General features: G+C 53.7%; 1 protein-coding gene. It reads right to left on the minus strand.

Annotation, left to right across the window (positions count from 1 at the left end):
* Positions 1-601: IS5 family transposase (locus tag TH5_RS25195; protein ID WP_114124145.1), on the minus strand; the 601-nt coding region annotated here is incomplete at both ends.

Below are 601 nucleotides of genomic sequence, written 5' to 3' on the forward strand. Positions count from 1 at the left end.
CAGCGCAACCTTCGACATCGTGGAGCGCTTACCAGGACGCTCAGCGATAAACCAATCCACTTTACGGTTCTTGTGCTCTTCGCGTTTCTCGATACCGCAATAACCCGCGTCTCCCCAGACACGTTTCTCTTTACCATGCAAAAGCTGGTCTGATGCCGTCAGGTCATGCTCATTCGCGGCGGTAGTGGCAAGGCTATGAATCAGACCCACCGTGTCATCGACGCCAATATGGCACTTCATGCCAAAGTGCCATTGATTGCCTTTCTTGGTCTGGTGCATCTCCGGATCACGGGCCTTACCTTTGTTCTTCGTCGAGCTGGGCGCTTCGATAATCGTCGCATCAACGATGCTGCCTTCCCGAACCATCAGGCCATGTCGTGCCAACTGACGGTTGATCTTCTTGAACAGCTTCTTGCCAAGAGTGTGCTGCTCCAGCAGGTGCCGGAAGTTCAGGATCGTTGTCTCATCAGGAACCCGAGAGAGCCGAATCCCTGCGAAACGGCGCATAGACTCGATCTCATACAAGGCATCTTCCATCGCCGGATCACTCAGGTTGTAGATGATCTGCATGACATGAATGCGCAGCATGCTGGAGAGCGGA

Origin of the sequence: Thalassospira xianhensis MCCC 1A02616 (assembly GCF_003326475.1) — a bacterium.
Lineage (GTDB): Bacteria > Pseudomonadota > Alphaproteobacteria > Rhodospirillales > Thalassospiraceae > Thalassospira > Thalassospira xianhensis.